Here is a 24,281-nt window from a genome sequence, read left to right as displayed (position 1 = left end):
CAGTTTTTCTCTCCCTGGGAGAAGGGAGGATTGGCGCTAGGGCCGCCGGAACCCCGTCGGCCCGCCGTAGAGATAGCCGATGCGGGCGACGGCTTCCTTCAGGCCTTCGCGCGACACCAACATGGTGTGGCCGTTGGCGTGGATCATGGTCTCGGCATCGGTCATGATGGCGACATGGCCTTTCCAGAAAACGAGATCGCCGCGGCGCAGGCCGGAATAATCGGGGCCTGGATCCAGCGGCTCGCCGATGCTCTGCGCCTGCATGTCGGAATCGCGCAGGACATCGGCGCCGGCCATGCGCATCGCCAGTTGCACGAGGCCGGAGCAATCGATGCCGAAGCCGGAGACACCACCCCAGAGATAGGGCGTGCCGAGAAACATCTCGGCCACCGAAACATAGTCGGCGGCCACATTACTGAGCGGCCGCAGGTGACCCGCTATGATTGCCTCACCGGAGGGCAGGACGGCATAGTGGGTGCCGCGCGTTTCGGCGGACCCGGTCACCGTGACGGTGGACCCCATCGACAGCTGTCCCGCGATCGGAAGGCGCAGATCCGGGCCGGGATAGAGGAAAGTTCGGGGCACGGAGACGATATGGGTGAGCGCATGATCCCGCCCGCCCAACATGGCGTCGGCGACATAGCCGACATAACCGTCCCGTTCGGCCTGGATCCAGGCCCAGCCCTCTCTGTCCTCGAAAACGAGCACGTCATCGCCGAATAGCGCTTGCGTGTTGACACCAGCGTCTGGACGCGGAGCCTTGCGGATATCGGCAACTGGGATCGAAATCCGCGCCGGCCGGCCGGCGACAAAGCGGTCGGCAGCGACCTCTCCTTTCAATCTCGCATCGGCAAGATCGGGCCGAAAGGCGTGGAGGCGGGCATCCCTGGCGGTCAAATCAGTCATCCATTGAAGCGGCTGGTCGTCAGATGGGCAGCTCTTGTGCCTTGGCGATGATACCATCGCCGAAGCGCTCGACAAAGAGGGCGCCTTCGACCGTGCGCTTGATCAGCACGTTGCGCTTGTCGAGCTCGTCGCGATGACGCGACACCAGTTTGAGCGCACCCATTGTATCCAACGCGCGGGTGATGACCGGTTTGGTGACGTTGAGACGGGCCGCCAGCCCGCGCACCGTGTGCGGCGGCGGATCGAGATAGATGGTGAACAGGATAGCCGTCTGGCGCATGGTGAGGTCGGGCGCGTCGTCGCGCACCTGCGACAGCATCACTTGCTGCCACAATCGCAAGGCCTGGCTCGGGCGCATCGAAATCGACATCGCACGAGAATGACGGCAAATTGTTTCGGTTCCGTTTCAGTTTCGGCAACCTGCCGGCCCTGAAAGTCGCCGCCACCTCAGCCAAAACGCTTCGAGATGACGCGCTCCAGTGCCCGGATGCCTTGCGCCTCGCCGCCGGCAGGTCCGTGCGGACGATCGGCGGGGTTCCAGGCGAATATGTCGAAATGCGCCCAGCTTGGCGTCTTCTCGACAAAGCGCTTGAGAAACAGCGCCGCGGTGATGGAACCGGCGAACCCATCGGTGGTGACATTGTTGATGTCGGCGATCTTCGACGATAGCTTCGCATCATAGGGCCGCCACAGCGGCATGCGCCACAGCGGATCCTCGACCGCCAGCGAGGCTGTCGTCAGTTCCGAGGCTAGTGCCTCGTCGCCGGTGTAGAAGGGCGGCAGGTCCGGACCTAGCGCGACACGAGCAGCCCCGGTGAGCGTCGCCATGTCGACAAGCAATTGCGGCTCCTCCTCGTCGGCCAGCGCCAGCGCATCACCCAGAACCAGTCTTCCCTCGGCATCGGTGTTGCCAATCTCGACTGACATGCCCTTGCGGCTCGCCAACACGTCGCCAGGCCTGAAGGCGTTGCCGGCGATCGAATTCTCGACGGCCGGGATCAGCACGCGCAGCCGCACGTTCAATCCGGAGGCCATGATCATCGAGGCCAGACCCAGCACATTGGCGGCGCCCCCCATGTCCTTCTTCATCAACAGCATGCCGGACGACGGCTTGATATCGAGGCCGCCAGTGTCGAAACAGACGCCCTTGCCGACCAACGTCACTTTCGGCGCGCTCCTTGGCCCCCAGCCCATGCCGATAAGACGCGGTGCGCTGGACGAAGCCCGGCCGACGGCATGGATCATCGGGAAATTCTGCTTGATGAGATCGTCGCCCTTGATGACCGACACCTCGGCCTTGTGAATTTCGGCCAGGGCTCGAACCGCCTTCTCCAGCTCGTCCGGCCCCATGTCGCTGGTCGGCGTGTTGACAAGATCGCGCGTCAGGAAGACGCCTTCGACGATGCGGCGAACGCGTTTTGCCTCTACGCCGGCCGGCAATTCGAAGCGCAGCGCCTTGCCCGGTTTCTTGCCATAGCGGGTAAAGACATAGCCGCCGAGGGCCAGCGCGATCGCCGCCAGCTCCGGCTCGGCCGGCGCGGAGGCGAAATGCCAGTCGCCCTCCGCCAGGCTTTTCGCCAGCGCGCCGACGGCCAGCGCGCCCTCGCCGTCGCCAATGCCGAACAAGGCACCGCCGAGCGCGCCGTTTTCCGCAGGCACGATGAGCGTCCTGCCCGCTTCGCCGGAGAAGCCGTTGGCCCTGGCCCACGCCACGGCTGATGACGTCAGACCGGCCGTCTCCAGACCGTCCTTAGCCACTAGATGGACAGGAAGCGGGTTGTTCAGCTTGTTCTCGACCAGTTCCACTGACATTCGATGTTCTCCTGCCGACGTCCGTCGATTCGGCGCTTCTTAACTGTCCGTTAGGGTTAACAGAATATTTCTTCGAGAGGGAAGATGGCCACGCAATGGCCACGCGCATGAATGGAGGCCCAGGGTGCCGATGTCGACGAACCGCACGATGAACGCCAGCGGAAAGCGGCTCATCACCACGGCCTTCATGCTCGCGCTGGCCGCAGGCGTTGCCGGCTGCGGAACCGACAAGATCAGCACAGGCTCGATCGGACGCACCAGCGGCAAGCCGCTGGAGACGATGTCGGCGGGAGAATTGCACAATGCGACGGCAGCGCTTGGCCAGTCCTATTCCAGGAATCCCAACGATAAGCGGATAGCGACCAACTTCGCCGCGGCGCTGCAGATGGATGGCGATGCCGACCAGTCGCTTGCCGTGATGCGCAAGCTGGCGATCGCCTATCCCAAGGATCGCGACGTGCTTGCCGCCTACGGCAAGGCGCTGGCCGCCAACGGCCAGTTCGAGGCGGCGCTTGATGCCGTGCGCCGGGCGCAGACGCCGGAATATCCCGACTGGAGGCTGGTGTCGGCGGAAGCGGCCATTCTCGACCAGCTCAGCCAGAAGGACGACGCGCGCCAGCTCTACCGCAAGGCGCTGGAGCTCAAGCCGAACGAACCTTCGGTGCTTTCCAACCTTGGCATGTCCTATGTGCTGGGAGGCGACCTGCGCACCGCCGAAACCTATATGCGCTCGGCCGCACAGCAGCCGAATGCCGACAGCCGCGTGCGCCAGAACCTGGCGCTGGTCGTCGGCCTGCAGGGCCGCTTCGACGAAGCCGAGAAGATCGCCTCGCAGGAGCTGTCACCCGAACAGGCGCAGGCCAATGTCGCTTATCTCAGGCAGATGCTGGCTCAGCAAAATGCCTGGAGCCAGCTCAAGGATCAGGACAAGGCGAAAGCCGCAACCAACTGAGCGGCACGCGGCCACCGAACCCTGCATAAGAGAACCGCGCTGCGTCAGCCGCGCGGTTTTTCTTTGGATCGGTCAGATTCACCTACTGGCTGCTGGTTTCGTGCGCCTGGCCGAAGATGCCGCGCTGGCTGACCTGGATGCCGGCAGGGCCGAGGATGATGGCGAACAGCACCGGCAGGAAAAACAGGATCATCGGCACGGTGAGCTTGGGCGGCAAGGCGGCGGCCTTCTTCTCGGCAGCGTTCATGCGTTGGTCCCGGCTTTCACCCGCGAGCACGCGCAACGCATGCGCCACAGGGGTGCCGTAACGCTCGGCCTGGACGAGTGCCTGCGACACCGACTTGACGGATTCCAGGCCGGTGCGGCTGGCGAGATTCTCATAGGCCTGCTTGCGCTCCTGCAGATAAGAGAGCTCGGCGTTCGTCAGGATGAATTCTTCCGCAAGGGCCACCGATTGGGCGCCGATCTCGTCGGCGACCTTGCGCAACGCCGCTTCCACCGACATGCCAGACTCGACGCAGATCAGCATCAGGTCAAGCGCGTCCGGCCATGCCATCTGGATCGATTGCTTGCGCTTGGTGGCGCGGTTGTTGACATAGACGACCGGTGCGTAGAAGCCGCCATAGGCAACGAGGACGCAGACGAACAGCCGGATGAACAATGGCTGCTGCGGCAGTCCTCCGAGCACGAATATGTAGATCACGCCCAGTGCGAAGCCGACAAACGGAAGCACGAGGCGGAAGAAGAGAAACCGCGTCAGCGGGTTCTGTCCACGGAAACCGGCAACCTTGAGCTTCTGCAAGGTACCCTCGTCGGCGAGGGCGCGCCGCAGGTCGAGCCTGTCGACGATGTTGCGCATGCCGATCGACTGTTCTTCGCGCAGGCCCTTGCGGCGGCGATCCGCCTCGCTTGCAAGCCGCGCGCGCTGCTTGGCGCGCAATTCGTCGCGTTCCAGCGCGACCGACTTCATGCGCGCCTTGAGCTGGTTTCCGCCAAATGCCGGCAGCAAGGTGAAGACCGTCGCGAACACGGCAATGCCGACCAGCAGCGCGATCAGGAGGCCGGGATCCGTCAGTGATTTGACGACTTGTTCGGTCATGCCGCGGCCCTAGACTTCGAAGTTCATCATCTTGCGCATCACGAAGATGCCGATCGACATCCAGACGGCCGAAACCCCCAGGATCAGGTTACCGATGCTCGTGGTGAACAGCGGCATCAGGTAGTTGGGGCTGGAGAGATAGACGAGAAACGCGACGATGAAAGGCAGCGCGCCGATGATGGCGGCGGACGCCTTGGCTTCCATCGACAGCGCCTGGACCTTGGCCTTCATCTTCTTGCGGTCGCGAAGCACGCGCGAAAGATTGCCCAGCGCCTCGGAGAGATTGCCGCCGGCCTGCGACTGGATCTGAATGACGATGCCGAAAAAGCTCGCCTCGGTGCATGGCATGGTTTCGGGCATGCGCAAGGTGGCATCCGGGATCGACAGGCCCATCTGCTGCGAATCGACGATGCGGCGAAACTCGGCCTTGACGGGCTCGGGAGATTCATTGGCGATCAGGCGCACCGCATCGTTCAGCGGCAGGCCGGATTTGACCGCGCGCACGATGATGTCGAGCGCGTTGGGAAATTCGTTGAGGAATGCCTTGACCCGCCGCGCGCGGCGAAATGAGACGAACCAGCGCGGCAGGCCGAGCGCACCGGCCAGCAGCACGCCAGGCAAAACAAAAAGCGGCGCCCCCACCACGAAGGCGATGATCGTCAGGGCAAGGCCGCAAATGGCGGAATAGATATAGAAGCGTTCGATGGAAACCTTCAGGCCGGCTTGGCGCAGTTGGGCCTTCAGCGGCGGTTTCTTGACCGCGCTGTCCTTGGATTTCTGCTTCTCGTCGAGTTCCTTCAAGGAATCCTGGACCGACTTGCGTCTTTTGGCCGCCTCCGCCACGCGATCGCGCGAGGCCTTGACGACGGAGCGATCCGTCTCCGCGGTCTTGATCGTTTCCAGCCGCTTACCGGCCTGCTTTTCGTTGCTGATCCGGGTGAACAGGAATGCATAGGCGACCGCGCCGGCGCTGAAGCCGGCGAGCACGACAAACGCCAATACGGTGCCGTCAATTCCAAACATCGATCAGAACCCTTACGCCTGCAGCAGCGTCAGTCAGCGCGTTTCTCCATCGCCTCAAGCGCTATTGCGAGGCGCTGCTCCTCGCCATAGTAACGGGCGCGGTCCCAGAAATGGGGGCGACCGATGCCGGTCGATACATGCTCTCCCAGCAGCCGCCCATTCGCGTCCTCGCCCTTGATGTTGTAGAGGACGATGTCCTGCGTGATGATGACGTCGCCTTCCATTCCGATCACCTCGGTGATGTGAGTGATGCGGCGCGACCCGTCGCGCAGGCGTGCCGCCTGGATAATCACGTCGATGGAGCCGACGACGATTTCGCGCACGGTCTTCTGCGGCAGCGAAAAACCGCCCATTGCGATCATGGATTCGATACGATTCAGGCATTCGCGCGGGCTGTTCGAGTGGATCGTTCCCATCGAGCCGTCATGGCCGGTGTTCATCGCCTGCAGAAGGTCGAACACTTCGGGTCCGCGCACTTCGCCGACGATGATGCGCTCGGGCCGCATGCGCAGGCAGTTCTTGACCAGATCCCGCATCGTCACCTCGCCTTCCCCTTCGAGGTTGGGCGGGCGGGTTTCCAGACGGACAACATGCGGCTGCTGTAGTTGCAGTTCGGCCGAGTCCTCGCAGGTGATGACGCGTTCCTCGCGATCGATGTAGTTGGTCAGGCAGTTGAGCAGCGTCGTCTTGCCCGAGCCGGTGCCGCCGGAGATGACGATGTTGCAGCGAACACGGCCGATGATCTTGAGAACCTCGGCTCCTTGCGGCGAGATGGCGCCGAACTTCACCAGCTGATCGAGCGTCAGCTTGTCCTTCTTGAATTTGCGGATGGTGAGCGCGGTGCCGTCGATGGCGAGCGGCGGCGCGATGACGTTGACGCGGGAGCCGTCGGGAAGACGCGCATCGCAGATCGGGCTGGATTCATCGACGCGGCGGCCGACCTGGCTGACGATGCGCTGGCAGATGTTGAGAAGCTGCTGGTTGTCACGAAAACGAATGCCGGTCTGTTCGACCTTGCCGTTGACTTCGATGTAGACGTTCTTGGAGCCGTTGACCATGATGTCGGCGATGTCGTCGCGGGCGAGCAATGGCTCGAGCGGCCCATAGCCAAGCACGTCGTTGCAGATATCCTCGAGCAGTTCTTCCTGTTCGGCGATCGACATCGCGAAATTCTTGATCGCGATGATGTCGTTGACGATGTCGCGGATTTCCTCGCGCGCGCTTTCGGGATCGAGCTTGGCGAGTTGCGACAGGTCGATCGTGTCGATCAGGGCGGCGAAGACCTGGCTCTTGGTGTCGTAATAGGTTTCGCTCTTTTCGCGCGCCGCCCGCTTCGGCTCCGGAGCTATCGGCGGCGCCTCGACCGCGCGGCGGGCCGGCGGTGCAACAGGAGCGCTCGACGCAGGTGCGGCCGCCGGCCTCGCAAGAACCGCCGTATCGGCCGAATCCGCGACGGCTGGCGCGGTCGGCGCCGGTGCCGGCTGGCGGAATTCCGGCTTGAACCGGTTGCCGTCGTCGCTGCCTCTCTTACCAAACATGATCGACTACCGATTCCACTGAAGAAGCATCATTTCTTGTTGCGCGAAAGCTTGCCGAGCAGATTTCCGAGACCCGCTTTTTTCTTCACCCGGATTTCGCTGCGACCGGTCAGCACATGGGCAATTTCGTTGATCGTGGCGACAACCGGGTTCTTGGCGTCCATTTCACCAAGCATACGTCCGTTGTTGGCGGCATTGCCGAACAGCAGCGGGTCAAAGCCGATGATCGCCATCGCGGCCAGGCCGAGCGGCTCGGCGAAATCGGACGGGGAAATCTCCGGACGTTTGGGCACGCCGGCCTGATTGATGATGAGTTTGGGCGGCGAGTCGTTGGGACGAAGCCGTTTGAGCATGTCGACCAAATTCTTGGTATTGCGCAAATTGGCCAGTTCCGGCGTCGCCGTGATGACGATTTCATCGGCCTTGATCAGGGTGTTCTTGGTCCAACCCGTCCAGACATGGGGAACGTCGAGCACCAGGAGCGGCACGGTGCGCTGCGCGGTGTCGACAAGCTGCGTAAAGGCGTCGGGATCGAAATCATAGACGCGTTCGAGCGTCGAGGGCGCGGCGAGCAGCGAAAGGTGTTCGGCGCACTGGGTCAGCAGCCGGTCGAGATAGACTTCATCGATGCGCTCGGGCGAAAACACCGCTTCGGCGATGCCTTGCGCGGGATCCTGGTCGAAATTGATGTTGGCCGTGCCGAAAGCGAGGTCGAGGTCTGCGACGACCACCTCGGATTTGAACAGGGAGGACATCGCCCAAGCCACGTTATGGGCGATGGTGGAAGAGCCGACGCCACCCTTGGCGCCGACGAAGGCGATCGAGCGGCCGAGCGGCTCGGCTTCCGGATCCACAAAGATCGACGATATGACGCTGACGATGTCGGCCATCGACACCGGCGCGATGACATATTCGGAAATGCCGGAGCGGATGAGCTCGCGATAGAGGCCGACATCGTTGTAGTGGCCGATTACCACCACTTTGGAAGACGGGTCGCAATATTCCGAGAGCTGCGCGAGCTGTTCCAGCAGCTGTTTGGGTTCGCTGCGCGACTCCAGCAGGATCAGGTTCGGCGTCGGCGCCGACTGGTAGAATTCGATGGCCGTGGGGACGCCGCCCATATGGACCTTGAGATGGGCCTTGGTCATGCGGCGGTCCTCGCCGGCGCGCTCGACCGGATTGGCGACACCCTCGGTCTCGCAGAATGCCTGGATCGAGATGCGGGGAACCGGCCGCAGCGCCTGCATCGCGGCGATGTCCTGCGGCGAGGTCTCACCGCCGTCCACGGGGGTGTCATAGGCAAGATTGCTCATGGTCATCTTTCCGTGACTTCTCTTTTCCTTAGGGCGCGGCTCAGTATGTCACTTCAGAATTGCCGAGGAACTCGTCCGAAATACCCCTGCTGCGGTAGACGTCGATCACCGCGCCACGATTTTCCGCGTCGATGGTGGTCTGCTTGCGCGGCCCGATCAGGTCGGCCGGATTGGCCATCTGGGCGGCGAGATTGTTTTGATAGGAGCAGCCGAAATCGGCATAGTGTTTGTTCTCAGACGTCTCCAGCAGGTCATCTGGCCATCGTCCGCATTTGTCGGTCTGGGCCTTCACGGCGATATAGGCGACCCGGATCGGGGCGGATGTCTCACTCGAGGCAGCCTGATAGGAGACGACCACGATCCGGTTGCGCTTGACGCCCGCGGCAATCGCGAGCCGGGCGAAATCGCGCGCTGCTGCGGCGGCGGCGACCTCGTTGGCCGAGCCGCTCGGAACCTGGATCGTCAGCGTCGGGGCAGCACTCTTGTCATAGCCGTCGAGGAAACCCAGGAGCGTATCGCGCTGCGAGCCGGTCATGCCGCGGTCACCTGCACCGACAGGTAGATCTATCTTTTGGTTCTTCTCGGCGATCACGATCGGATGGTTGGTGCGGTAGTCGTCTGGAATGGCGCCGACGGTGACACTGTCGCGCTGGGCGCAGCCGGCCAGCAATGCCGCCATCGCCACCGCCAGGGCAGGAATGGCGCGCCGGAGAATTCCCGAACGGCCGGAGCGCGTGGTCATGGCGATGGTCCTTGCCTGCAATGCTGACTGAGACATGTCCGCTTCCCCGTTCACTTGTAGATGAAGCCGACGACGCCGTGATAACGGCCGCTGGGCTTGTCCGTCTGCATTGTGCCGTAGACACGATTGACTCGGCCCAGGAACATACCGGCGCCATCGCTGGCGGCGTTGAAATTGTCGTCAGGTTTGGCGAGGTCGTTTCGTGCCACCGGTTTCACCAGATAGGGCGTGATGATGATCACCAGTTCGGTCTCGTTGCGCACGAAGTCTCTGCTTCGGAACAGTGTGCCGAGCACCGGGATCTTTGTCAGCCCGGGCAGGCCGGCGACAGCCTGCCTGACGTCATCGCGGACGAGGCCGGCGATCATCATCGAACCACCTGACGGCAATTCGACGGTCGTGTCGGCAAGTCTCTTGCGGATGGACAACAACGTGGTTCCGGGCAACCTGCCTGCAGCTTCCAGCGTGGTGGCGCCTTCGGCAGTAGGCTCCGACACGGACGTCCGGACCTTGAGGCTGATCCGACCGGCCGACAGCACAACCGGTTGGAACTCCAGGCCGATGCCGTATTCGAGTTTGTCGTTGGTGTATGTGACCTGCCCTGTCTTGTTCTCGTCTGAAACATTGTTCGTACGGCTGGTGATGAGATTGAACTCGCCACCGACCCTGAATGTCGCCTTCTCACCCGACACGGCGGTGAGGGTCGGCTCCGCCAGCGTCTTCATGACGCCACCTTGCTCCATTGCGTTTAGATACGCCTGAAGCGCCGAGGTGCCGATCGAAGCTCCCGAGAATTGCGACAGCGGTTTCCCAAGCCCGTATGCCGGGGTGCTCATCGCGTCATAGCTGATGCCGTTGCTACCGCCGCTGCCCACCATGTTGACGCCAAGCTGCTTCATCACGGAGCGGCTGACTTCGGCGACCGTCACCTTGAGCGTGACCTGGTCGTCGCCGATGATCTGCAAAAGATTGACGATTTTCGAGACGCGGCGTTCCTGGTCCGGATTGTTGATGTCGACACCACTCTGGGCCGAGCCGCCGGCCGCGGTCTGCGAATATTGTCCCGTCGTCGCTTCACCGCCCGAGACGAAGATCGTTGCCAGGTCGACGGCGCGTTTGGCGTCCAGCGGCGTGTCGACGGTTCCCGTCAGGACGACGTTGTCGTTCAGCAGTTCGACCTTGATGGACGATGTCGGGATGAAGCGCTTGATATAATCCTCCAGGCCTGCGACGTCGCGTTCGACGGCCAGATCGAGGCTGACGATCTGTTCGCCATTCGGCCCGAACACAAAGATGTTGGTCTCGCCAACCGCCTTGCCGAACAGGTAGATGCGCCTCGCGGTGCGGGTCACCGCATCGGCGACGGTCGGATTGGCGACAAGAATGTCGTAGGCATCACTCGGCAGGTCGATGACAACCGACTTGTTGAGGCCGAGCTTGACGCGCTGGGTGGCCGCCGAAGCCGAAACCTGTGCACTCTTGGCCTCGACAACGCTCTGCACGTTTGTCCCAATGAGCAGCAGGCCGAAAGCCGCTGCCATGATCGCCGGCAGTTTACCGCTTAGCCTCATTTCCTTGCCCCCACTTCGGAAACTTCGCCCGACTTGATCAGCCTGACCGTTCCCTTGCGGCCATTGCCGGAAACGAGATAGTCGGCCTCATCCAAATTCTTTTCCTGGGTGTCCGTGATCGCGCGCAGCGCGAGCGTCAGGCGATCCGCCATCTGCTGGGCGACGGTGATGATCTCCGCCTGCTTGGGCGTCAGTTCCAGCGTGGCGGTCTGGCCCACCCTGGTCTTCTTGCCTTCCTCGTCCTCCTGGATGGTCTGGTCGATCGCCAGGACGCGGATGTTCTTGAGGATGGTTTCGGTGTTGAAGCCGGAGCCGCCGCTGTTGGCATCGGCCCGGCGGGTCATGATGACGTCGACGAAATCATTCGGAAGGATGAAGCCGCCGGCAGAGGTGTCGGCCGATATCGTCGTGGCGACCGCCCGCATGCCGGAAGGCAGGATCGACGACATGAAGCTTTGCCCCTCGCCGATCAGCTTGGAACGCCGCACCGGCTCGCCCGCGTACATCGGCACACGGGCTATGGACCCCTTCAGTTTCTCCAGGGCGTCGGGAGCAGTGGCCTTGGTGATGAAATTGGCGTTGATGCCGTCGACCGGCCAGGATTGCCAGGCAATGTTGTTCTCGAGCTGGCTGCCCATGGTGACATCACCCGACAGGACAAGCACGTCCTGCAATGCCACGGCGGGAGCCGCTGGACCGGACTCGACGATCTGCGGTGGCGGCGCGGCGACCATGTTCTTCGCGACATAGCCAGCACCACCCGCCGCGGCGACCGCCACGCTCAGAATAATCAATCGGGATGCTGGCATCTGTCCGAACCCTCGCCTTGGCAAACCACCTAGCCAGGCCGGACTTTGCAGCGGCAATCGTCAAAACAAGGTTAATGTAATGCTTACGATCGTGATTAATTTAAGGTTTACATAAATTAGCTGTATTGCGCAGCCACGGACAAACAGCCAGCCCCGCTCCGCGGAGCCAGCCGCAACACAGCCAAGGAATGATCGGTAAGGTCAGGCCGCCAGCCTGGCCAGCGCCCAGACCATCAGGGGCGAATCCGGGTAGGTCAGCAATCCGCCCAAACCGAGCGCGATGCCGTAGGGAACCCCGGTCGTCTCGTCCGCGAAGTGACGCAGGAACGGATTGCGGCCGGTAAAAACCGCAAGCGGCGACTTCCGGTAGACGAGAATGGCAAGCGTCAGCAAGCCGCCTATGAAGGTCGAGACCACGAGATACTCGACGAGCTGGATGTTGAGTCCCATCCACACGGCGGTCGCGGCCAGCAGCTTGGCATCACCGCCGCCCATGCCGCCCATTGCAAAGAGGCCGAACGTTGCGGCAAGAACCAGCGCGCCGGCGGCGAAATGCCAGCCATAGGCCGCCCATTCCATGCCGGTCAGCGGCGCAACCAGCGCGAAGACGACGACGAGCAGCACCGGCACGCGATTGGCGATCGTCATCGACAGCATGTCGGAGATCGCGGCGAACAGCATGCAGAACGGGAAGACGACGAAGATCAGGGCTTCAAGCATCGGCGCTATGCCTATTATCGGATTAAGCCGCACTCAATCTAAGCATGTTCGATTAACGATTGATGAGGCCCAGGGCAAAAAGACATTGAATAGAACAAGGGCCGCCAGGTGGCGGCCCTTGTCCAGAACGCAATCCGAGCGCTCAATATACTTGACGTCGTTCAGGGCGTCGGGACGTTGTTCAGGGACGTTCCGATAGCTTCGAACTTGGCGTTGATGGCGTTGCCAAGCGCGCCGGCGCCGACGATGATGGCGAGCGCGATGAGGGCGGCGATCAGACCATATTCGATAGCGGTCGCGCCGGATTCGTCCTTTACGAAACGTGCAATGAGATTAGACATTCGAGAGCTCCTACTCCACGTGTTACAGCACTTCCGTCAACTTCTGTGATGGTTGATCGGATGCTGCCAATCTAGGGAGAAGCTCTTTCGATCGACTTAATAAACAGCCTTACCGATTCCTTTCCCGGTTGGAACATATTGCGTGGTTAACTATGGGCTAAGCGCCGGCCGAGGCGCAATTCCCAGGCAAGCAGCCGCAAAAGAAACAGCTCCGCGGCGCGTATGACGATCGCGGCATATGGCGCCCGGGCCTGCTTAACCGTTGGTTCACCAATCTCGTTCATGTTCCGTTGAACAGTCCGCCCGCCTGGAGCGCGTCAATGGCCGAGCCGAAATCGTCGATCCTGATTGCCGTGCTTCTTGCCGCCGTGAGCTTTGTCATGCCCGCCAGGGCCGACACCGGCATCGAGGTCACCATGAACCAGGCCAAGATCGTCAAACTGTCGCGCCCCGCCGACACGATCGTGGTCGGCAACCCGGCAATCGCCGACGCGTCCGTGCAGGACGCCTCGACGATCGTGCTGACTGGCAAGGGCTTCGGCGTCACCAACCTCGTCGTCCTCGACCAGGATGGCAGCCCGATCATCGATGAACAGATCACCGTCGTGCGGCAGGCGGCCTCGTCGGTGCGCATCTACCGGCGCGCTGAAGTTCAGACCATGTCCTGCACGCCCTATTGCGAAAGCTCCTACAAGAGCGAAGCCGAAAAATCCTCAGAAGCCGAGATGAGCGTCAGCCGATAGGCACGCGGTCCAGGTTAGCGGGTGGTTAAGGCGCCCGCGGCGACTTTAACGATCATTCAAACCGGACTTCAACTGGTTTGCACTAGTACACCTGCCGAGACCGTCTGGGGATGGGCAGGATCAGAGCATGAGCATCGAATTCGTCTCGACAAGCGACCGCAAGGCAAGACGGGCACGGCTTTTCGCACGCTTCGCCGGCGACCGCCGCGGCAGTACGGCACTGGAATTCGCGCTGCTCGCATTGCCGTTCGCGGTTCTTGTCTTCGCCATCCTGGAAAGCTGCATCTCATTTGCCGGCCAGGAAGTTATGGCCAACATCACCGACGACATCGCGCGCAAATTGCGCACCGGGCAGTTGAGACCGGCCGACGTCGCCGGGGACAAGTTGAAGACCATGATCTGCGACAAACTGAAGATCATCGTCTCGCAGGATTGCCCAAATCAGCTGGACGTGGACCTTCGCGCATATACCACGTTCGCCGACGCGGCCACGGCCAGCTTCAAGATCGAGAATGGCGAGATCATCTTGATGCAAGGCGCCAACTCGCAGCCCTTCGCGACCACGCCGGGCCTGGCAGAATCGAAGAACATGCTGCGGGTCTTCTACAAATGGCCCGTCATGACCGATCTTCTGGCTCAGTCGATGGGCGGTAACAAGACACTGCATTTTGCATCGGTGACCTGGCAGAACGAGCCATTCGACAACTGAGTTCGCGGCGAAAGCAAAGCCAAGAAAAAGGGACGGGCATGATGCGTGCGGGGGCACATCCAGAAATTGCAGGACGCTGGGGGAAGTGGGTCGGTTTCATACGCGATCGCCGTGGCATCGCGGCGGTCGAGTTCGCTCTCATCGTGCCAATCCTGCTGATCATGTATTTCATCACCATGGAGGCTTCGCAGGCCATCGAGACCAGCAAGAAGGTCAGCCGCATCGGCAGCATGGTCGCGGATCTGGTCACGCAGCAGCCGACCATCGTCAAGGCGGATCTGGATGCCATCATGAAGATCGGCACCTCCACCTTGCAGCCGTACAATCGCTCGAAGCCGGATATCACCATCACGGCAATACAGGTCACAACCGACACGCCGCCCAGGGTGAACGTGGTGTGGTCGCGCAAGGTGGTCAATGGTGCTTACAGTATCGGCACCGCCCTGCCCGCAACCACTACGGTTCCGGCAACGCTCAGGGTCGCAGGCACCTTTCTCATTCGTGTCGAAAGCAAACTTGGTTACAAACCGATCATCACCTGGTCCGCAGACAGCTCACAGACGGCCGGATTGACGACGGTCTTCAACAACATATCGATGGGCGAGACCTATTATCTGCGTCCGCGCAGAAGCCTGACGATCCCCTGCGGCGACTGCTGACGACCCTATCGCCGCACGCCACCGTCCGACACCAGACGCACGATGGCGTGCGCCATCTCGTAATCCTTGGGAACCACGGTGGCGAAACCGCCGGAATGCCTCGATTCCAGCAGGTCGTAGATGTCGGGCGTCGTCGATTTGAGATTGGTCAGGAAAACCGCCAACCGGCGCTTGGCTTCCGGGTCGAGATCGCTACGCACCGCGTGAGGACCGTATCTCAGCAAACCCGACGTCCATACGACTTGAAGGGCGGTCGCCGAAAGCCCGGCGGCTTCGAGCCTTGCCTGCGTGCCCGATAGTCTTGGCTCGCCGTCGGCCGCCGCCGTCGCCCAGCCGAACAAGGCATCGGTCTGACCATCGACCAGCATTCCTTCCGCGGCCGAGGCGGAATCGGCGCGAACCAGAAACGATGCATCCTCTGCGATCTTGACGTGCTCGGCGGCCAGTCCGGCCAATGGCAAAAGAGAACCAATGCTGTCCGCCGGCGGCATGGCGATCCGGTGGGTTTCCATCGCCGCCAGGCTGGGCACCTTGCCTTCCTTCGTCAGCAGCACGGCGCGGATGCCGACCGCGCCATCGGAATCGACCGGAGCCACGAGCGGTTCGACGCACTCGCAGCGTCTTGACGCCGTTGCGTAGGCGGTCGCCGAGTAGACGGCATATTCGATGCGGGCATTGGCCTGCGCATCGATCAGCGCGGCATAGTCACGGGCAACGACGAACTCCACCTTCATGCCCAGCGCGTTGGTAAAGGCCTCGGTCAACCGCGCCAGGCCTGGAACGGTGTTGGCGGCGCCGGGTTCGGCGACGATGCCGATGCGAAACGTGCCGATATCGTCACGCCAGTCGGCGTGCGCCGAGCCGGACCAGACCGCGCCTTGCGCGATCATGAGAGCGGCGCATGTCTTCAGGGCAGCTTTCATGGGAGACCCAGTCCTGCGATCCGTCAGTGAATTGGTTCCGGACTATCGCGCCGAGCGGTTGCCGTTTGGTTTCCGAATTGCCAATGCCGCCGTGGAACCCTATGTCTGGGTGCTCAAACCGGCAACAATGACCTCATGGCGCGTGCTTTCCTCTTCGTCCTGGATTCCTTCGGCATAGGCGGCGCCGCCGACGCCGAACGCTACGGAGATGCCGGTGCCAACACCTTCGCCCATATCACCGAGGCCTGTGCGGAAGGCCGCGCCGATCGCGAAGGACTTCGCCAAGGCCCGTTGTTTGTTCCCAACATGGCGTCGCTCGGACTTGGCAAGGCTGCCGAGACCGCGACGGGGCTGGGCTTTGCCGCTTTCGGGACGGATCTCGTCGACAATGCCTTCCACGGTGCCGCCCAGGAGGTTTCGAGCGGCAAGGACACGCCATCCGGTCATTGGGAGATAGCCGGCCTGCCGGTGCGTTTCGACTGGGGTTATTTTCCCGACACGATCCCGGCCTTTCCCGCCGAACTGACCGAGGCGATCATCCGCGAGGGCAAGGTGCCGGGCATTCTCGGCAACTGCCATGCGCCTGGTACCGAGGTCATCGAACGGTTCGGCGAGGAGCACATCCGCACGGGCAAGCCGATCTGCTACACCTCGGTGGACTCAGTCCTGCAAGTCGCCGCGCACGAGGTCCATTTCGGACTGGAGCGGCTCTACGAATTCTGCAAGGTGGTGCGTCGCCTGGTTGATCCGTTGAGGATCGGAAGGGTGATCGCGCGACCGTTCGTCGGCGAGACGGCAGCCACTTTCGAGCGGACCTACAACCGACACGACTACGCCGTGCCGCCACCCGAGCCGACATTGCTCGACCGGCTGACGGCGCGTGGCAGCCGCGTCATCGCCGTGGGCAAGATCGGCGACATCTTTGCCCATCGGGGGATTTCGGAAGTGCGCAAGGGCGCGGGCAACATGGCCATGTTCGACCAGGCGCTTGATGCAATGGATGCGGCCCGCGACGGCGATCTCGTCTTCGCCAATTTCGTCGATTTCGACACCGAGTTCGGCCATCGCCGCGATGTTGCAGGTTATGCCGCCGCGCTCGAGGCCTTCGACCGGCGACTGCCGGAAGCATTCGCGAGATTGCGACAGGGCGATCTGCTGATCCTGACGGCCGACCACGGCAACGACCCGACCTGGCGCGGCACCGACCACACACGCGAACGCATTCCGGTGATCGGCATCGGACCAGGTCTGACGGGCGGCGACATCGGGCTGAGAACGACATTCTGCGACATTGGTGAAACCGTGGCCGAACATCTCGGGTTGGCGCACGGCCGCTACGGCACTTCCTTTTACCCGGATATGGGCGGCCATGCCTGAATTGCCCGAGGTCGAGACGGTCCGGCGCGGGCTGGAGCCGGTTCTGGAGGGTGCCCGCATCATCCGCGCCGAGGCACGCCGGCCGGACCTGCGTTTTCCATTCCCCGAAAAATTCGCCGAGCGGCTGACCGGCAAGACGATCACGGCGCTCGGACGCCGAGCCAAATATCTGACGATGGATCTCGAAGGCGGTCCCGCCCTGATCTGCCATCTCGGCATGTCGGGCTCGTTTCGCATCGAGACGGCCGACGCTGCCGAAATGCCCGGCGTGTTCCATCACGAGCGGTCGAAGAGTTCGACGCACGACCATGTCATCTTCGACGTCGCCTCTCGGGACGGCACCCGCTCGCGCGTGGTTTTCAACGATCCGCGTCGCTTCGGCTTCATGCTGTTTTGCGAAGGGCCGCCGGACACCCATCCGATGCTGGCGGGGCTCGGCGTCGAACCCACCGGCAATGCGCTTGACGGAGTGCTGCTGGCCTCACTGCTGAAGGGCCGGAAATCGCCGCTGAAGGCCGCTCTTCTCGACCAGAGATTGATAGCCGGGCTCGGCAACATCTATGTCTCGGAGGCGCTATGGCGCGCCGGGCTGTCGCCGCTGCGCGAGGCGGGCACGATAGCCAAAGCCGGCAAGAAAGCGGGTGAGCAAAGCCGGGGGCTTGCCGTGGCGGTCCGCTCGGTCATCGCAGATGCCATTGCGGCCGGCGGATCGTCGCTGCGCGACTACATGCAGACCGACGGTTCGCTGGGCTATTTCCAGCACTCCTTCGCGGTGTATGACCGGGAGGGCGAACCCTGCTCCAAGCCTGGCTGCGGCGGCCATATCGAGCGCATCACGCAGAGCGGCCGCTCGACCTTCTATTGCCGGACCTGTCAGCGGTGAGCTAGATCGATCTTCAATTGCCTGGAAGAGGAGCCGAAGCCATGGCCTATGAAACGATCGTCGTTGAAACCAGGGGCAAGGTCGGGCTGATCACCTTGAACCGGCCGAAGGCGCTCAATGCGCTGAATTCCCAGGTCATGGCGGAATTGGTGGCCGCGGTAAACGTGTTCGGGGCAGATGACGGCATCGGCGCGATGGTCATCACTGGTTCCGAGAAGGCCTTCGCCGCAGGCGCCGACATCAAGGAAATGCAGTCGATTTCCTACGTCGATGCCTACATCAAGGACTTTTTCGTCGGCTGGGAAGAGTTGACCCGGGCGCGCAAGCCGATCATCGCGGCGGTGGCCGGCTATGCGCTGGGCGGCGGCTGCGAACTGGCGATGATGTGCGACTTCATCATCGCCGCCGACACGGCAAAATTCGGCCAGCCCGAAATCACGCTCGGCGTCATTCCCGGCATGGGCGGCTCACAACGCCTGACCCGGTTCGTCGGCAAGTCGAAGGCGATGGACATGTGCCTGACCGGGCGGATGATGGATGCCGCGGAGGCTGAGCGTTCCGGCCTGGTCTCGCGCGTCGTGCCTGCCGGCGAGCTTGTCGAGGAGGCCGTCAAGGCGGCGGCCAAGATCGCCGATTTTTCGCTGCCGTCGGTGATGATGGCAAAGGAAGCCGTCAACCGAGCCTATGAAACGACGCTCGCCGAGGGGCTGCGGTTCGAACGTCGACTGTTCCATTCGCTGTTTGCGCTCGACGACCAGAAGGAAGGCATGGCGGCCTTCGCCGAGAAGCGCAAGCCGAATTTCACCAATCGCTGACAGCGCACCTCCGGGGCGCGAAATGCTTCGGCGTGGCTGAAAAAATGCTCCGGCGCGACGACAGCCAAAAAGAACGCCAGCCAGCGTTGACGCGCCGGGAAAGCTGAACTATAAGCCGCACCAACCGAGGCGGCCCTGTGGCTGCCCGTTTGTTTTTTGTGCCCTGCGGCATGCCGCATGCGCCGACCAGATCAGAAGAGAGGCATCATGGCCAATACATCCTCGGCCAAAAAGGCAACGCGCAAGATCGTCCGCCGCGCGGCGATCAATAAAAACCGCCGCTCGCGCGTCCGCACTTATGTGCGCCAGGTCGAGGAGGCGCTCGCCTCCGGCGACAAGGCCGCCGCGCAGGCGGCGTTCAAGGCCGCCGAGCCGGAATTGATGCGTGCCGCGACAAAGGGCGTGATCCACAAGAACACCGCGGCCCGCAAGGTTTCACGGCTGGCCCAGCGCCTCAAGGTGCTGTCGGCCTGACGTCCCTTTCCGGACTGATCTTCTGAGAACCCGGCCGATAGTGCCGGGTTTTTTCGTTTGCCGGCAAGCACTTAAAAAGAATACTCGGAAACGGCGTCGAAAGCGGAGTTTGCGGTCCGAAATGCTTTGCCGGCATATGCGTGCCGGCTGATGGTCCAGATACTTGAAAAGTGTCGGCTAAAAAATTCTCCCTCCGCAGAAATAATCAATATTTCCCAGCTAGTTACAGATAGTCATCCACACGTTGTCCACAGCGCGGCGAAGCGCCAGGAGAACAACTGGCTGTCAAGCGATTTATTTCACAAAATTTCGCGCCAGCCCGGCTTTTTCATATTCGCCGGAAAAGGGTTTGAATCACAATGGCTTTGTCAAACTATAGTGCTGCCGCATGGCGCTTCGGCGCGCCGGACCTAACCAGATTCCTTAAAAATCCGTTAGACGTGGCCTTGCCCTATCCACAGCGATTTCGGTAATGTCGGTCCATCGAAAGGGATGGGCCGGGTGGCCCTGACCCAGCCTGAATGGGCCAGCTTAAATTGGCGGGGTTTGTGGCGCGGATCAAGTCCGCGGACAGGTTTGGTTTGCTCTTTTTCGATACGGTAGGGGACTGGCGTAACTATACATGGCAGGTCGACAGCGCCGGCGATTTTCGCCGGACGGTGTTGCATTGCCCTGACATACCCAACACGGACTGGCTTCCATGGGCCGGCACCGGTTCCCTGGACAATGGGCGACGTTCATCTGCCGGCGGCGGCAGCGGGCGTCGTAGCAAAGCGCAGTCGCTGGAACACGGATGCAGGAGGCGCATCCCCGGCGGAAAAACAGGTACAGAGACAAGGAACTCGATCATGCAGAGCGGCGTCGAAAGGGAGCTTACCAATGACATCCCATTTTCAGGAAATCTGATCGGAGCTGATGAGATGGCGGCTTCCAGCGACGCGGAACAGAAGTTCGACCGGGTCAAGGCCCAGTTGAAGGCGCGGTTGGGAACCGAAGTCTATTCGAGCTGGTTCGGGCGCATGAAGGTCGCGGAGGCTTCAAAGGGCATCGTTCGCATTTCGGTGCCCACTGCCTTCCTGCGCTCGTGGATCAACGGCCATTATCTCGACCTTATCTGCGAGCTTTGGAAGCACGAGGATCCCGAGATCCTCAAGATCGAGATCATCGTGCGCACAGCCACCCGCCAGGGGCGCAGCCATGCCGAACCGGAATTGGCGCCGGCGCGCAAGATGACGCGACAAACGCAGACGGCGCTGGCCGCCGGCACCGTAAGCCCCGGCAGGCTGGAGCGGGCTCCGGCGCCGCGCCCGGGCATGCCGGCCGAGAGCGAGTTCCGCCACAATGTGCTGGGATCGCCGCTCGATCCGCGTTACACGTTCGCCTCTTTCATCGAAGGGCCGTCGAACCGGGTGGCCTTCGCCGCGGCCAAGGCCGTGGCGGAATCGCAGTCGAGCGCGGTGCGCTTCAACCCGCTCTTCCTTCATGCGACGGTCGGCCTCGGCAAGACCCATTTGTTGCAGGCTATCGCCGCGGAATCGCTGAAGCAGAACCCGAAATCGCGCGTCGTCTACCTGACGGCGGAATATTTCATGTGGCGCTTCGCCACCGCGATCCGCGACAACAATGCCTTGACGCTCAAGGAACAGCTTCGCGATATCGACCTGCTCATCATCGACGACATGCAATTCCTGCAGGGCAAGTCGATCCAGCACGAATTCTGCCATCTGATCAACATGCTGCTCGACAGCGCCAAGCAGGTCGTCGTCGCCGCCGACCGGCCCCCGTCGGAACTGGAATCCCTCGAACCGCGGGTCCGCTCGCGCCTCAATGGCGGCGTCGCGCTCGAAATGTCGGCCCCCGATTTCGCCATGCGCCTGGGCATGCTCAAGCTGCGCCTCGCCACCGCCAGGCACGACGACGCTTCCCTCGACATCTCCGACGAGATCCTCAATCACGTCGCCCGCACGGTGACCGGCAGCGGCCGCGAACTGGAAGGCGCCTTCAATCAACTCCTGTTCCGCCAGTCTTTCGAGCCGCAGATCACCATCGATCGCATCGACGAGATCCTCGGCCATATCTACCGCACCGGCGAGCCGAAGCGGGTCCGTATCGAGGATATTCAGCGCATCGTCGCGCGGCACTACAATGTGTCGAAGACCGAGTTGCTGTCCAACAGGCGCACGCGCACCATCGTCAAGCCGAGGCAGGTCGCCATGTATCTGTCCAAGGTGATGACGCCGCGCTCGCTGCCCGAGATCGGGCGGCGCTTCGGCGGCCGCGATCACACAACGGTGCTGCACGCAGTGCGCAAGATCGAGGATCTTTCCGGCGGCGACAACACGCTGGCGCAGGAACTGGAACTGTTGAGACGGTTGATCAACGACCAGGCCTGAGCCGTTCGAAAACGCCTGGCGGCGTGCTTCGCCGCCTTTATCCCCAGAAAGCCCGCGTAGCCGGCCCGAACCGGTCGCGCGGGCTTGCGTTTGCTGGTTTTTTCCTGTCAGTTTACGCAGATTCTGAAGCCTGTTCAGACCTTTCGCGGGACGCCGCCAGCCGGAGACCCGCTCATTCATTCAAGCGAGCCTGGTTCGTCATGCGTGTTATCCTGGAACGGTCAAATCTCCTGAAGTCGCTCAACCACGTCCACCGCGTGGTCGAACGGCGCAACACCATACCGATCCTGTCCAACGTGCTGCTCAGCGCCGAAGGCGCCAGCCTGGAAATGAAGGCCACCGACCTCGACCTGGAGGTGACGGAAGCGACGCCGGCCAAGGTCGAGCGGGGTGGCGCGACAACGGTTCCGGCGCATCTGCTCTACGACATCGTGCGCAAGCTTTCCGACGGTGCCGAGGTGATGCTGAAGACGGACGAGGACGGCAACGCCATGACGGTGACCTCCGGCCGCTCGAGCTTCCGACTGCAATGCCTGCCGCAATCGGACTTCCCCGAGCTTTCGGCCGGATCCTTCTCGCATATCTTCCGGCTCGACTCGGTCGCGCTCAAGGGGCTGATCGAGAAGACCCAGTTCGCCATCTCCACCGAGGAGACGCGCTATTATCTCAACGGCATCTATCTTCACACACATGAGGTCGGCGGCAAGCTGAAGCTGCGCTCGGTGGCGACCGACGGCCATCGCCTGGCGCGCGCCGAGATCGACGCGCCGGCGGGTTCCGAAGGCATGCCGGGCATCATCATACCGCGCAAGACGGTCAGCGAATTGCAGAAGCTGGTCGATGATCCCGACGTGGCGGTCACCACCGAACTGTCGGACACCAAGATCCGCTTCACCATCGGCAGCGTCATCCTGACTTCCAAGCTGATCGACGGCACCTTCCCCGATTATCAGCGGGTCATTCCCACCGGCAACGACAAGAAGCTGATCATCGACCGCCAGAGCTTCGCGGCCGCCGTCGACCGCGTCTCGACCATCTCCTCCGAACGCGGGCGCGCGGTGAAGCTTTCGATCAGTGAGGGCCAGGTGACGCTTGCGGTCAACAATCCGGATTCGGGCAGCGCCACCGAGGAGTTGGCCGCCGACTATTCAGCCGACCCGATCGAGATCGGCTTCAACGCCAAGTACCTGCTCGACGTTGCCGCACAATTGACCGGTTCAGAGGCCCGGTTCATGTTGGCCGACGCCGGTTCGCCAACGCTGATCCACGACATGGCCGATGAAACCGCGCTTTATGTGCTGATGCCGATGCGGGTGTAGAGCAGTAGCGGTTGCCGGCACAAACCCATATAAGTAAGCTTACACTTACCAATTTCCGCAACTATGCGGCGCTGTCGGTCGAGCTTGAGCCGGGCGCGGTGGTGTTTTCCGGTGACAATGGCGCCGGCAAAACCAATCTGCTGGAAGCGATTTCCCTGTTGACGCCGGGCCGCGGCCTGCGCCGTGCGCCTTACGCGGACGTCGCGCGTGAGGGCGGTGATGGCGGCTTTGCGCTGCACGCACGGCTCGACGGACCTGACGGCCAAGTCGAGATAGGGACGGGCATTTCGAGTGGCGACAGTCTTGGCGAGGGCGGCAGGCGGGTGCGCATCAACGGCGCCACGGCGCGATCGGCCGAGGACATGCTGGAATGGCTGCGCGTCGTGTGGCTGACGCCGTCCATGGACGCTCTGTTCACCGGACCGGCCGCGGACCGCCGGCGCTTTCTCGACCGGCTGGTACTGGCGATCGATCCTGGCCACGGACAGCGCGCCCTCGACTATGAAAAGGCGATGCGCGGCCGGAACCGGTTGCTGACGGAAGGTTCGCGGGATTTGAGCTGGTTCGAGGCGATCGAGACGCAGATGGCCGAGACAGGCGTGGCGATCGCCGCGGCGCGCGCCGAAATGGTGCGCCTTCTGGCCGCCATGATCGACAGGCTGCCCGACAGCGGCCCGTTTCCGCAGGCCGATATCGGCCTGTCGGGCGATCTGGAAGCCGAGATCGCCACCACGCCAGCTGTCGACGTCGAGGAGCGGTTCCGCCGCACGCTCGCCGGGGGCCGCGACCGCGACCGCGCCGCCGGGCGCACGCTCGAGGGCCCGCACCGCTCCGATCTCGTGGTCCGGCACCGACCCAAGGCGATGCCGGCGGCGCTGTGTTCGACCGGCGAACAGAAAGCGTTGCTTGTCGGCATTGTCCTGTCGCATGCCAGATTGACCGGCGAGATGTCCGGCTTGACGCCAATCCTGCTGCTCGACGAGATCGCGGCACATCTCGATGGTGGCCGGCGTGCGGCGCTGTTCTCGATCCTGGAGGAATTGAACTGCCAGGCTTTCATGACGGGAACCGATGCTGCGCTGTTTTCCAGCCTGGCGGGCCGGGCGCAGTTCCTGATCGTGGATCACGGCACGGTCGCGCCGATGGCTGTGTGAGCACCT

Annotated in this window: 24 protein-coding genes; 11 read left to right on the top strand and 13 right to left on the bottom strand. The window is 62.4% G+C overall.

Annotated elements, in window-relative coordinates:
- Positions 1-36: 36 nt before the first annotated feature.
- The 3 genes from FJ867_RS14310 to FJ867_RS14300 form a co-directional block, all read right to left on the bottom strand.
- On the bottom strand, positions 37-906 hold the full coding sequence (locus tag FJ867_RS14310; protein WP_140557611.1) for an NlpC/P60 family protein: 870 nt from the start codon (positions 904-906) through the stop codon (positions 37-39).
- Between the two features lie 19 nt (positions 907-925).
- Positions 926-1,276, bottom strand: coding sequence for a MarR family winged helix-turn-helix transcriptional regulator (locus FJ867_RS14305; RefSeq protein ID WP_140513216.1), 351 nt, complete (start codon positions 1,274-1,276; stop codon positions 926-928).
- 77 nt (positions 1,277-1,353) lie between these two features.
- A complete protein-coding gene (locus tag FJ867_RS14300) occupies positions 1,354-2,718 on the bottom strand; it encodes a leucyl aminopeptidase family protein (RefSeq protein ID WP_140658055.1) in 1,365 nt (454 codons plus the stop codon).
- Between the two features lie 130 nt (positions 2,719-2,848).
- Here FJ867_RS14300 and FJ867_RS14295 point away from each other — a divergent pair, with 130 nt between their 5' ends.
- The gene (locus tag FJ867_RS14295; protein WP_140523904.1) at positions 2,849-3,670 is read left to right on the top strand and encodes a tetratricopeptide repeat protein; all 822 of its coding nucleotides are present in this window, start codon (positions 2,849-2,851) and stop codon (positions 3,668-3,670) included.
- An 82-nt stretch (positions 3,671-3,752) separates the two neighbouring features.
- On the opposite strand, the gene FJ867_RS14290 is transcribed toward FJ867_RS14295, so the two are convergent.
- The 9 genes from FJ867_RS14290 to FJ867_RS14250 all read right to left on the bottom strand — a co-directional run bounded on the left by FJ867_RS14290 (position 3,753) and on the right by FJ867_RS14250 (position 12,826).
- Positions 3,753-4,769, bottom strand: a complete 1,017-nt coding sequence (locus tag FJ867_RS14290; RefSeq protein WP_140496706.1) for a type II secretion system F family protein — start codon at positions 4,767-4,769, stop codon at positions 3,753-3,755.
- A 9-nt stretch (positions 4,770-4,778) separates the two neighbouring features.
- Positions 4,779-5,792: a type II secretion system F family protein gene (locus tag FJ867_RS14285; RefSeq protein ID WP_140496708.1), complete on the bottom strand. Its 1,014-nt coding sequence runs from the start codon at positions 5,790-5,792 to the stop codon at positions 4,779-4,781.
- Between the two features lie 29 nt (positions 5,793-5,821).
- Complete coding sequence (locus tag FJ867_RS14280; RefSeq protein ID WP_140496710.1) at positions 5,822-7,330, bottom strand: CpaF family protein; 1,509 nt, start codon at positions 7,328-7,330, stop codon at positions 5,822-5,824.
- A 29-nt stretch (positions 7,331-7,359) separates the two neighbouring features.
- Positions 7,360-8,649: a CpaE family protein gene (locus tag FJ867_RS14275; RefSeq protein WP_140513212.1), complete on the bottom strand. Its 1,290-nt coding sequence runs from the start codon at positions 8,647-8,649 to the stop codon at positions 7,360-7,362.
- Between the two features lie 34 nt (positions 8,650-8,683).
- The gene (locus FJ867_RS14270; protein ID WP_140513210.1) at positions 8,684-9,421 is read right to left on the bottom strand and encodes a CpaD family pilus assembly protein; all 738 of its coding nucleotides are present in this window, start codon (positions 9,419-9,421) and stop codon (positions 8,684-8,686) included.
- Positions 9,422-9,435: 14 nt separating this feature from the next.
- The gene (locus FJ867_RS14265; RefSeq protein ID WP_140513208.1) at positions 9,436-10,956 is read right to left on the bottom strand and encodes a type II and III secretion system protein family protein; all 1,521 of its coding nucleotides are present in this window, start codon (positions 10,954-10,956) and stop codon (positions 9,436-9,438) included.
- Complete coding sequence (gene cpaB, locus FJ867_RS14260) at positions 10,953-11,765, bottom strand: Flp pilus assembly protein CpaB (protein ID WP_140523901.1); 813 nt, start codon at positions 11,763-11,765, stop codon at positions 10,953-10,955. The genes FJ867_RS14265 and cpaB overlap by 4 nt, the downstream gene beginning before the upstream one ends.
- 201 nt (positions 11,766-11,966) lie before the next feature.
- Complete coding sequence (locus tag FJ867_RS14255; protein WP_140513204.1) at positions 11,967-12,485, bottom strand: prepilin peptidase; 519 nt, start codon at positions 12,483-12,485, stop codon at positions 11,967-11,969.
- A gap of 161 nt (positions 12,486-12,646) precedes the next feature.
- Positions 12,647-12,826 carry a Flp family type IVb pilin gene (locus tag FJ867_RS14250; RefSeq protein WP_140496730.1) on the bottom strand — a complete coding sequence of 60 codons (180 nt, stop codon included), beginning with the start codon at positions 12,824-12,826 and terminating at the stop codon, positions 12,647-12,649.
- Between the two features lie 320 nt (positions 12,827-13,146).
- Between FJ867_RS14250 and FJ867_RS14245 the strand changes: the two genes are divergently transcribed.
- From FJ867_RS14245 to FJ867_RS14235, 3 genes are all read left to right on the top strand, one after another.
- Complete coding sequence (locus FJ867_RS14245) at positions 13,147-13,569, top strand: pilus assembly protein N-terminal domain-containing protein (RefSeq protein WP_140496732.1); 423 nt, start codon at positions 13,147-13,149, stop codon at positions 13,567-13,569.
- 127 nt (positions 13,570-13,696) lie between these two features.
- Entirely contained in the window at positions 13,697-14,278 is a 582-nt protein-coding gene (locus FJ867_RS14240; RefSeq protein WP_140513202.1) for a TadE/TadG family type IV pilus assembly protein, read from the top strand.
- A 38-nt stretch (positions 14,279-14,316) separates the two neighbouring features.
- A complete protein-coding gene (locus tag FJ867_RS14235) occupies positions 14,317-14,937 on the top strand; it encodes a TadE/TadG family type IV pilus assembly protein (protein WP_140523898.1) in 621 nt (206 codons plus the stop codon).
- A 5-nt stretch (positions 14,938-14,942) separates the two neighbouring features.
- Here FJ867_RS14235 and FJ867_RS14230 read toward each other — a convergent pair whose 3' ends face one another.
- Positions 14,943-15,860, bottom strand: coding sequence for a PhnD/SsuA/transferrin family substrate-binding protein (locus FJ867_RS14230; RefSeq protein ID WP_140817687.1), 918 nt, complete (start codon positions 15,858-15,860; stop codon positions 14,943-14,945).
- Positions 15,861-15,995: 135 nt separating this feature from the next.
- Between FJ867_RS14230 and FJ867_RS14225 the strand changes: the two genes are divergently transcribed.
- The 7 genes from FJ867_RS14225 to recF all read left to right on the top strand — a co-directional run bounded on the left by FJ867_RS14225 (position 15,996) and on the right by recF (position 24,275).
- Complete coding sequence (locus FJ867_RS14225) at positions 15,996-17,237, top strand: phosphopentomutase (protein WP_140817685.1); 1,242 nt, start codon at positions 15,996-15,998, stop codon at positions 17,235-17,237.
- Positions 17,230-18,120: a bifunctional DNA-formamidopyrimidine glycosylase/DNA-(apurinic or apyrimidinic site) lyase gene (mutM, locus tag FJ867_RS14220; protein ID WP_140496743.1), complete on the top strand. Its 891-nt coding sequence runs from the start codon at positions 17,230-17,232 to the stop codon at positions 18,118-18,120. The genes FJ867_RS14225 and mutM overlap by 8 nt, the downstream gene beginning before the upstream one ends.
- Before the next feature lie 41 nt (positions 18,121-18,161).
- Positions 18,162-18,935 (top strand): enoyl-CoA hydratase, encoded by a 774-nt coding sequence (locus FJ867_RS14215; protein ID WP_140817683.1) that lies wholly within the window; start codon positions 18,162-18,164, stop codon positions 18,933-18,935.
- A 207-nt stretch (positions 18,936-19,142) separates the two neighbouring features.
- The gene (rpsT, locus tag FJ867_RS14210; protein ID WP_140496747.1) at positions 19,143-19,409 is read left to right on the top strand and encodes a 30S ribosomal protein S20; all 267 of its coding nucleotides are present in this window, start codon (positions 19,143-19,145) and stop codon (positions 19,407-19,409) included.
- Positions 19,410-20,257: 848 nt separating this feature from the next.
- Positions 20,258-21,802 (top strand): chromosomal replication initiator protein DnaA, encoded by a 1,545-nt coding sequence (dnaA, locus tag FJ867_RS14205; protein ID WP_140496749.1) that lies wholly within the window; start codon positions 20,258-20,260, stop codon positions 21,800-21,802.
- Between the two features lie 200 nt (positions 21,803-22,002).
- Entirely contained in the window at positions 22,003-23,121 is a 1,119-nt protein-coding gene (gene dnaN / locus FJ867_RS14200) for a DNA polymerase III subunit beta (RefSeq protein ID WP_140496751.1), read from the top strand.
- A gap of 11 nt (positions 23,122-23,132) precedes the next feature.
- Positions 23,133-24,275 carry a DNA replication/repair protein RecF gene (recF, locus tag FJ867_RS14195; RefSeq protein ID WP_140817681.1) on the top strand — a complete coding sequence of 381 codons (1,143 nt, stop codon included), beginning with the start codon at positions 23,133-23,135 and terminating at the stop codon, positions 24,273-24,275.
- Positions 24,276-24,281: the final 6 nt, after the last annotated feature.

It is taken from the genome of Mesorhizobium sp. B2-5-3, assembly GCF_006441005.1.
In the GTDB taxonomy this organism is placed as follows: domain Bacteria; phylum Pseudomonadota; class Alphaproteobacteria; order Rhizobiales; family Rhizobiaceae; genus Mesorhizobium.
Note: the sequence above shows the minus strand (reverse complement) of the source record. Positions and strands in the feature narration are given on the sequence as shown.

Coding starts and splice junctions, on each gene's coding strand:
- FJ867_RS14310 (WP_140557611.1), bottom strand. CDS start 906: ATGACTGATTTGACCGCCAGGGATGCCCGCCTCCACGCCTTTCGGCCC.
- FJ867_RS14305 (WP_140513216.1), bottom strand. CDS start 1,276: ATGTCGATTTCGATGCGCCCGAGCCAGGCCTTGCGATTGTGGCAGCAA.
- FJ867_RS14300 (WP_140658055.1), bottom strand. CDS start 2,718: ATGTCAGTGGAACTGGTCGAGAACAAGCTGAACAACCCGCTTCCTGTC.
- FJ867_RS14295 (WP_140523904.1), top strand. CDS start 2,849: ATGTCGACGAACCGCACGATGAACGCCAGCGGAAAGCGGCTCATCACC.
- FJ867_RS14290 (WP_140496706.1), bottom strand. CDS start 4,769: ATGACCGAACAAGTCGTCAAATCACTGACGGATCCCGGCCTCCTGATC.
- FJ867_RS14285 (WP_140496708.1), bottom strand. CDS start 5,792: ATGTTTGGAATTGACGGCACCGTATTGGCGTTTGTCGTGCTCGCCGGC.
- FJ867_RS14280 (WP_140496710.1), bottom strand. CDS start 7,330: ATGTTTGGTAAGAGAGGCAGCGACGACGGCAACCGGTTCAAGCCGGAA.
- FJ867_RS14275 (WP_140513212.1), bottom strand. CDS start 8,649: ATGACCATGAGCAATCTTGCCTATGACACCCCCGTGGACGGCGGTGAG.
- FJ867_RS14270 (WP_140513210.1), bottom strand. CDS start 9,421: ATGTCTCAGTCAGCATTGCAGGCAAGGACCATCGCCATGACCACGCGC.
- FJ867_RS14265 (WP_140513208.1), bottom strand. CDS start 10,956: ATGAGGCTAAGCGGTAAACTGCCGGCGATCATGGCAGCGGCTTTCGGC.
- cpaB (WP_140523901.1), bottom strand. CDS start 11,765: ATGCCAGCATCCCGATTGATTATTCTGAGCGTGGCGGTCGCCGCGGCG.
- FJ867_RS14255 (WP_140513204.1), bottom strand. CDS start 12,485: ATGCTTGAAGCCCTGATCTTCGTCGTCTTCCCGTTCTGCATGCTGTTC.
- FJ867_RS14250 (WP_140496730.1), bottom strand. CDS start 12,826: ATGTCTAATCTCATTGCACGTTTCGTAAAGGACGAATCCGGCGCGACC.
- FJ867_RS14245 (WP_140496732.1), top strand. CDS start 13,147: ATGGCCGAGCCGAAATCGTCGATCCTGATTGCCGTGCTTCTTGCCGCC.
- FJ867_RS14240 (WP_140513202.1), top strand. CDS start 13,697: ATGAGCATCGAATTCGTCTCGACAAGCGACCGCAAGGCAAGACGGGCA.
- FJ867_RS14235 (WP_140523898.1), top strand. CDS start 14,317: ATGATGCGTGCGGGGGCACATCCAGAAATTGCAGGACGCTGGGGGAAG.
- FJ867_RS14230 (WP_140817687.1), bottom strand. CDS start 15,860: ATGAAAGCTGCCCTGAAGACATGCGCCGCTCTCATGATCGCGCAAGGC.
- FJ867_RS14225 (WP_140817685.1), top strand. CDS start 15,996: ATGGCGCGTGCTTTCCTCTTCGTCCTGGATTCCTTCGGCATAGGCGGC.
- mutM (WP_140496743.1), top strand. CDS start 17,230: ATGCCTGAATTGCCCGAGGTCGAGACGGTCCGGCGCGGGCTGGAGCCG.
- FJ867_RS14215 (WP_140817683.1), top strand. CDS start 18,162: ATGGCCTATGAAACGATCGTCGTTGAAACCAGGGGCAAGGTCGGGCTG.
- rpsT (WP_140496747.1), top strand. CDS start 19,143: ATGGCCAATACATCCTCGGCCAAAAAGGCAACGCGCAAGATCGTCCGC.
- dnaA (WP_140496749.1), top strand. CDS start 20,258: ATGCAGAGCGGCGTCGAAAGGGAGCTTACCAATGACATCCCATTTTCA.
- dnaN (WP_140496751.1), top strand. CDS start 22,003: ATGCGTGTTATCCTGGAACGGTCAAATCTCCTGAAGTCGCTCAACCAC.